Origin of the sequence: Mucilaginibacter sp., from assembly GCF_036383575.1 — a bacterium.
Classification (GTDB): Bacteria; Bacteroidota; Bacteroidia; order Sphingobacteriales; family Sphingobacteriaceae; genus Mucilaginibacter.
The window spans coordinates 1-7,750 of record NZ_DASVOB010000203.1 but is presented as its reverse complement, the minus strand read 5'-3'; the positions used below and the strand labels follow the sequence as shown (position 1 = coordinate 7,750).

7 protein-coding genes are annotated in these 7,750 nt (G+C 44.4%); all 7 read right to left on the bottom strand.

Annotated features, from left to right (window positions below; genetic code table 11):
- Positions 1 to 531: PAS domain-containing protein (locus VF500_RS07410; RefSeq protein ID WP_330859062.1), on the bottom strand; the 531-nt coding region annotated here is incomplete at its 3' end.
- Positions 515 to 1,888, bottom strand: coding sequence for a sigma-54 dependent transcriptional regulator (locus VF500_RS07405; protein ID WP_330859061.1), 1,374 nt, complete (start codon positions 1,886 to 1,888; stop codon positions 515 to 517). The genes VF500_RS07410 and VF500_RS07405, both read right to left, overlap by 17 nt.
- 21 nt (positions 1,889 to 1,909) lie before the next feature.
- Complete coding sequence (locus tag VF500_RS07400; protein WP_330859060.1) at positions 1,910 to 3,094, bottom strand: ABC transporter permease; 1,185 nt, start codon at positions 3,092 to 3,094, stop codon at positions 1,910 to 1,912.
- A gap of 28 nt (positions 3,095 to 3,122) precedes the next feature.
- Positions 3,123 to 4,346, bottom strand: a complete 1,224-nt coding sequence (locus VF500_RS07395; protein ID WP_330859059.1) for an ABC transporter permease — start codon at positions 4,344 to 4,346, stop codon at positions 3,123 to 3,125.
- Positions 4,347 to 4,370: 24 nt separating this feature from the next.
- Positions 4,371 to 5,036, bottom strand: coding sequence for an ABC transporter ATP-binding protein (locus VF500_RS07390; RefSeq protein ID WP_330859058.1), 666 nt, complete (start codon positions 5,034 to 5,036; stop codon positions 4,371 to 4,373).
- A gap of 31 nt (positions 5,037 to 5,067) precedes the next feature.
- Entirely contained in the window at positions 5,068 to 6,525 is a 1,458-nt protein-coding gene (locus VF500_RS07385) for a TolC family protein (protein ID WP_330859057.1), read from the bottom strand.
- Between the two features lie 405 nt (positions 6,526 to 6,930).
- A partial coding sequence (locus VF500_RS07380; RefSeq protein ID WP_330859056.1) for an efflux RND transporter periplasmic adaptor subunit occupies positions 6,931 to 7,750 on the bottom strand: 820 nt, incomplete at its 5' end.

Genomic DNA, 7,750 nt, shown 5'->3' with positions numbered 1-7,750 from the left:
CACTATGGTTTCACCCGATTTAAGGGCTTTGATCTGTGCGAAGAGCGGGTGTTTCAATTCTTCTATCAGTTCACCTATCAGGTCTTTTTCGCGCATGTTCAACGCCTGCAGCGCCTTAGGGTTTACCTGTTGCACACGGTCATCAAAATCAAGGATGATGATACCTGTTGGCGAGGTATGGATCAGCTTTTCTAAAAAGAAATGCTGCTGCTCCTGCCGTGTCCGTTCGGTTCTTAACTCGTCCATCATCTGGTTATAAACGTCAATCAGCGCGTCAACCTCCAGTTTGCCGGTTGAAAGAAATTTCACATTAAAATCTTTGTCTTTGATAGCTTCAATACCCTGCAGCAACATTTTTAAAGGCAGCACAAGCTGGCGGTAAAGCTGTATTGCCACAGCCGCCGAAATAAGAACAAACGCTTCGGCTATGATAAAATAGATCTTATTATCGATGAAAATAAACCATGCAAGCACCAGGGTAAGCAGGTGCAGGATCACCACAAATAAAATGTATTTAGTCCTCAGCTTCATCGTACGGGATCTGGTATTTTTCGAGCCGCCGGTACAGGGCGCTGCGCGTGAGGCCCAGCGCCGCCGCTGCTTTGCTTATCTTGTTTTTATGATGATCTAATGCCCGCTTTATCATCTCCACCTCTACCTCTTCTAAAGTTAAGGTGCCTACGCCCGGCAACTGGATATTCCCTTTTTTTACCGGTGATAATTCCAGCTGCGACCGGAAATCATCGATACTCAACTCATCCCTCCGGCTCACCAAAATAGAACGTTCCACCAGGTTTTTCAGTTGCCTGATATTACCCGGTAAAGGTAACTGCTGTAACCATTTCATAGCCGATGGCGCCACCGACAAATTGGGCCGGTTATAGATCTGCTTTAAGTTATTAATAAAAAAATCAACCAGCAAGGGGATATCCTTCGGCCGCTCGCGCAGGGCCGGCAGGTAAACTGTTATGAGGTTGATACGGTACAGCAAATCCTCACGAAAAGTACCGCGATGTACCATTTCATTCAGGTTTTTATTGGTAGCGCAAACCACACGGGTATCAACCGTTTTGGTGCGGCTGCTGCCTAATACTTCGTAAGTACGGTCCTGCAATACACGAAGTAGCTTTACCTGGCTACTGGCATCAAGGTCACCTATTTCATCCAAAAAAATGGTGCCTTTGTTGGCCATTTCAAAACGGCCTATCCTGTCAAACCGGGCATCTGTAAACGCCCCGCGGATGTGGCCGAACATTTCACTCTCAAACAACGATGTAGAAATGCCACCCAAATTCACCTTAATAAATGGCTTATTACGGCGAAGACTGTTTTGATGGATAGCTTCTGCTATCAGCTCCTTACCTGTACCGCTTTCGCCCATGATCAGCACCGATGCATCGGTTGATGCCACCCGCCCTATAGTTTCTAAAATGTCGAGCATCCGGGCATCTTCGCCTACAATATTTTCAAAATTATAGGTTTTGTCAAGCTGCTTACGGGTACGGTGCTCAGTCTTTTTATCCTGCAGATCGAGCAGGGTTTTTACCGACTGGATAAGATGCTCGTTAACCCAGGGTTTATTGATAAAATCATTGGCGCCCAGCTTCATACCTTTAACCGCCAGTTCAATACTTCCCCAGCCGGTGATGAGGATAACCGGGATAGCACTGTTGATGGCCTTGATCTTTCCAAGCAACTCCATTCCCTCCTGCCCTGATGTATCTATCGAAAAATTAAGATCAAGAATAATGAGCTCGGGGGCTTTTTTCTTGATGATCTTCAGGGCTTCGGCAGGTTCATCGGTACTTACGGCATCATAGCCCTCACTTTTTAAAAGCAGGACCAGCGAGGTGCGTACAGCAATATCATCATCAATAACCAATATCATAATATGCGGTCAATATCGTAATTATTCTTCGTGTAAAGCAACAGCGGGATAAATGGCCGCAGCCTGTTTACCGGGGTAAAGAGAACAAATGAGCACCAGCAGGTAAACAAATAAAACAGATAATAATATGCCTTCGATATAAACAATAGCCGGTAGATCAAACACGTTTAACAGCGGAAATTGGGCGGCAAAAAAAGTACCGATAATAAGTGCCAGCGTTGCAAGGATCATGGATTCGGCCACTAACTGAGCTGCTACCGACGTACCTGTAGCACCAATTGCCCTGCGTAAGCCTATCTCGCCCCGGCGCTTATTGATATTATACCAAAGCACGCCAAACAACCCGAGCGCTACGTTGATTACCAAAAATGTACTTACAATAGCTAATATGATCATAGGCACCAGCGCAAAATAATTGGCATCTGTTCGTTTATTGACAAGGTGTTCAATTTCAACATTGGCGTTTTTCATGTAGTTGGCCATCGTTTTATAAAGTTTCCCTTCAAAGGCAGCATCGGCACCATGGTCAACTTTTACCAGTATTTTATCGAGCCAGCGAAATGAGCCTGTATCTGTTCTGAAATACATGCCCGGGCCGGCTTTCAAATAATCGCCATTTCGTTTTATAGTTTGTATCACCCCAACTACCTTAAACTTGTTTTTATCATCATCATTGCCTAAAAGCTTACCAACGGCCGACTCCTTACCAAATGTGGCCTCCTTTAAGTCGGCATCAATGATAATGTGTTGATTTTTACTAACCACATCTTCCTTGTTAAACCAGCGCCCCTCTAATAAGGTTACATTCATTACTTTTTCATAGTGATCTTCAACCGTAAAATTATTCAGATGCTGAACGTGTTTGCCTCTAAATGTCAGCCCACTTTCGTTGGTTCGTGATGAAAACGGGATATTGCCGCTCACAAAAGTGATTTCTTTTACACGCGGTAATGATTTTATTGTTTTGCGAAGCGTTTCATAATAAAGGTCGAGCGAGTCGACATTTTTTGTTTGGTATGAATTATTATAGTTGATCACCCATACGTCCTGGTAGTCAAACCCCATCGGCTTTTTATAATTGTTGTAGTAGTACATCATGAGTGTAAATACCGCAAACAGTACCAGGAAGGATACCAGCATCTCGGTGATGAGCAGAAAGTTCTGCTTCTTTTTATTCCAGATGAGTTTAAATAAATGCTTAAACATAATATTTTGATTTAAGGATAAATGATCATTAAGCTTTGAGCGCCGTAACCACATTCAGTTTTGACATGCGCCACGCAGGGTAAACGCCCGATAGCAAACCAAAAACAAGGCAAACCAGCAAACCGATAAATAAAACCATAAAGTTGATACTGAGCTCAAGATTGGCAATCAGGTTTGCATTGTTGATAGCAGCAAGTACCGCCACCGATAAAATTGCACCGATGAGGCCGCCAAGTAAAGTAAGTATCAGGTTTTCGACAATGAACTGGTAAACCAATGTTTTTGATGATGCCCCAAAGGCTTTCCGTACACCAATTTCTGACGACCGCTCCATGATACGGGTGATATTGATATTGACCAGGTTTAGCGTTGGCAGCAGGGTAAAAATGAATACAAAAATGCTGATGGCCGTAACTACGATGAATACGCCGGAATGTTCTTCATTCCCGGTGTCAACATAGCTCCTGAAAAATGTGTTGGCGTGGCTGTAAAGGTGTTTAAATTCCTTTCGTTCAACAGGCACCCGTTTTATGATATTTTCATATTCGGCCTGCATTTTAGGTACGTCACTTGCCGAGTTAGCAAGCAGGATCCCCATATAGCCGCCCAAGTATCCTTTGCTTTTATAATCTTCTTTTGATACCGTGTACGGCAGGTAGATATCGCTGTAAAGCATATAATTTGTTACCGGTACATTTTTCACAACGCCAATTACGCGGTAACTCAAATTATCTGCTTCGATATATTTACCAACTACCGCGGTGATATCGCCAAAGTATTGCCGTTTCATATCTTCAGATATTATCGCAACGCGATCTGCATTAGTTACCTGCTGCTTATTAAATGGTTTCCCTTCGGTAAAATCATAGTCGAGCACATCCCAATACTCGGCATTGGTGTATTTAAAATTAACCGCTATCTTTTTGTTGTTTACATAGGTATTAGTACCCTTAAACATTGATGATATAGCAACCTTTACAGGAGTTTTCATCATGCCTGTATAATGGCTCAAAAAGTAATATGACAATGTGCTCGACATCGAATTGTTATCGCCGCTTTCCTGGATCCGGGTAATGTATAATGATCTGTCCCGCTTTTTATCCGGGTAATTATCGCCAATTACCTTGTTAATAAAGGCAGTTAAAACCATCAATATGGTTAAGGTAAAACTGATGCCGAACAAGCTGATGAACGTAAAAAACTTGCGGCGCTTCAACACCGCTATGGCTATTTTAAAATAATTTTTAAGCATAAATTCAATTTTAAAACCGGTTAATTATTGAACCTGGGCACCATCAAATAAGCGCACCAAACGGTGGGTTTTGTGCGCCATATTTTCATCGTGCGTTACCATTACTATGGTTGTACCATCATTACGGTTAAGGTTAAGGAGAATCTCCATAATCTCGTTACCCATGGCGCTATCCAGGTTACCGGTAGGTTCATCGGCCAAAATAATTTCGGGCCTACCTACGATAGCCCTGGCTATAGCCACACGCTGCCGCTGACCGCCTGATAGCTGTGTAGGAAAATGTTTTAAACGATTAGCCAGGCCAACTTTTTCAAGCGCTTCGGCAGCCAGTTCGCGGCGTTGTTTGGCCGTGGTATCGCGATAAAGCAAGGGTAGCTCCACGTTATCAAGTACCTGGAGGTCATTAATGAGGTGATAGCTCTGGAAAATAAAGCCCAGCTTTTTATTGCGGAAAGCTGCCAGCTGCTTATCATTCATTCCTTCAGTTTTTTGATCGTCAATCCTGATGTCGCCTTTTGAGGGTGCATCAAGCAGGCCCATAATATTAAGCAGGGTGCTTTTACCACAGCCCGACGGGCCCATGATGGATAAAAATTCGCCTTTGGCAATATCAAGAGTTACGCTGTTGAGGGCCAGAGTTTCGATGGTATCGGTGCGGTACACCTTTTCAATGTTTTGTAAACGTATCATGAGTTTAAGTTTGAATTATTGAGTTATTGATTTAGTTATAGGTTATTTTTTTGTTTGATTCAAAATCGTAAAGTGAAAGATAGCGCAACTGATAGTAAGCTCCCCAAAAATCGCGGAGGGCGGTTACATAGTCACGCTGGGCCTGGTCATTTTCGCGGAATGCTATGCCAAGGTCGGTGATGCTGAGGTCGCCAAGCACATAGCGTTCGCGGGCTATCTGGTATTTTTCGCCGGCAATGCTATCGGCAGTGGCAGTATAAACCAATTGTTCTTTCAGCATATTAAAAAGCGACACCTGGGTTACTATCTGCTGTTTAAAAGTTTGTTTATCCTGCTCAACGGCATATTCTGTAAACTGTTGGTTGGCCAAAGCTGTTTTAGCCCTGGATTTTGACCTGCCCCAATCCAATATCGGTATAGACAATTGTACCTGTAGCAATTGCTGGTTTTGAGGGTTCTTATATACATCAGGGATATTGGTAGCCGTATTTGGAAAGCCCAGGCTGGCGGTGAGCGTAGCGGTTAAACCATTTTGTCCTTTGGCTTTGGCCACATCCCGCTTAGCTTCGGCAAGGCGGCGGGAAAAAGCGATAGCATCCGAACGGTTGGCATAAGCTTCGGCCAGTACTTTATCTGATGAAACTGTCATTTGACTGATATTTTGCGGCACCACAAGTACTATCCTGTCGTCCCCTTCTTGCCCGGTAAAGCTGCGCAGGTTCAACGTGGCAATTTCCATATCGCGCATAGCAGTACCAACGGCCTTTTGTGCGTTAATCTTTTCCAGCTGCAATTGCAGTATCTCGTTTTTGGATACTTTACCTAACTCGTACTTCAGGTTAGCCACTTTCAAAATCCCCTGCGTATTGGCAAAGTTGGTCTCGGCGATCTTGAGGTTTACCTGGGCCAGCAACAGATCGAAAAAAAAGCCTTCTACATCAACAGCGATCTTTTCCTGAGCTTCAATATAAGCCTGCTTGCTTTCATTAAACTTTAAAGGCTCAATCTTTTTATCCCATTTAAGGCTATTGAACTGAAACAGCGGCTGCGAGTAATTGATACCGTAAGGGATACCGTTATACAATACGTTATGCCTGTCAAAATCATCAAACCGCTGCAATTGTGTTGTGCCGTAAATGGTACCGCCGGTAGCAGTGATACTCTGACTAAAATTAAGCTGCAACGATGAGTTGTCGTTATGGATCGGCTGGAAAAGTATGGTACCATCGGGCTGCTGCACCTGCGAAAATGTTTTGGTGTACCCCGGTAAAGTGCCACTTAAAGCCAGCTGCGGCTGGTAGTTTGATTTGTAGGTACGATACTCCCAATACTTGGTCTCGCGCACAGTAGCGGCCTGTTTGGCAGCTATAGAGTTGGCCTTTGCCAGCTCAACCACCTGTTGCAGGGTTAGCCGCAGGGTATCGCTGCCACTCCGGGCGAATGCCGCTGTGCTAATGGTTAATAATAATATGATGTATAGTATTTTCATTGTCTCCAATTCTTTTTTTGAACCGTCATTGCGAGGAACGAGGCAATCCCCTATTAGCAAATCCGCCTTGTATTGTTCGCGATTGCTTCGTTCCTCGCAATGACGGTTTGTTTTTAATTATTTCACCGTTACTTCCCCCCGCCGTTGTTGGTGTTGTCACCAACAACTTTTTCCCCAATGATTTTCATAATCACGGAAAGCCGTATTCAAAAGCCTGGCGTAGAGCTGTTGGTGACAACACCAAACAGCGGCAGGGGGTATGTCATTGCGAGCGTAGCGCGGCAATCTCGTAGCCAATGCATGTCCGATCTGTATAGCTACGATATTGCGTCGTCGTGCCTCCTCGCAATGACATGGCTTTTTTAACTAACATTTCCAACCGGCCGAGCAATTCCGGTTTCATTTCTAATTCTTTACCGTTACTTCTTTCGAGTTTTTGTATTCACTCATATCCGATGTAATGACCTCTTCACCGACCTTTACCCCACTCTGTATCTCCACATAATCAAAATTGGTGAGGCCGATATGCACGGTACGGCGTTCGGCTTTGCCATTGTTAAGCACAAAAATATCCTGAACGGTGGGGCCTTTAAACGCGGGGCCATTAGCTACCCTCATGATCTTGCTGTGTGTGGCCGTCACCAAAAACACATCTACTTTCATATTAGGCCTGAGCAGTTTACTCGCCCTATCGTCCAGCTGTACATCGAAAGAAACTATGCTGTTTTGTACCGATGGGGATACATTGCTCACATGCCCACGCAATTGATCATCGTTGATTCGTACAATCACCGGCAAACCGCTATGTACCTGATCGGCCACATTATCAGAAATACTGCCCTGAATCCTGAAGCTGCCCAGGTCGGCAATGCGGGCCAGGGTTTCACCTTCGTGAATATTGGCGCCGATATTTTTGTTTACGTAGGTGATAACACCGGCACGCGTTGCCACCACATTGGCCAGATCAAGCTTGCGTTGCAGCTCCTTGAGATCGTTTTGTTGGATGTCGGCAGCAATTTCGGCCTCCCTGATCTCCAACTGCATGGTTTGTTGCTTACTTTTTATTTCGTTTTCCAACTGCTTTTTTTCAAGCTGGGCAACTTTGAGGTTCAGCTCGGCCTGCTCAATATTTTCGCGGGTACCACCGCCGGCTTTGTACAGGCGTTTAGCGTTTTCAACCGCATCGGCAAGGGTGCTAATGTGGAGTTGATTGATGTCATTGTTG

Excerpts from the sequence above, each read along its gene's own strand:
- VF500_RS07405 (WP_330859061.1), bottom strand. The coding sequence starts at position 1,888 with ATGATATTGGTTATTGATGATGATATTGCTGTACGCACCTCGCTGGTC.
- VF500_RS07400 (WP_330859060.1), bottom strand. The coding sequence starts at position 3,094 with ATGTTTAAGCATTTATTTAAACTCATCTGGAATAAAAAGAAGCAGAAC.
- VF500_RS07395 (WP_330859059.1), bottom strand. The coding sequence starts at position 4,346 with ATGCTTAAAAATTATTTTAAAATAGCCATAGCGGTGTTGAAGCGCCGC.
- VF500_RS07390 (WP_330859058.1), bottom strand. The coding sequence starts at position 5,036 with ATGATACGTTTACAAAACATTGAAAAGGTGTACCGCACCGATACCATC.
- VF500_RS07385 (WP_330859057.1), bottom strand. The coding sequence starts at position 6,525 with ATGAAAATACTATACATCATATTATTATTAACCATTAGCACAGCGGCA.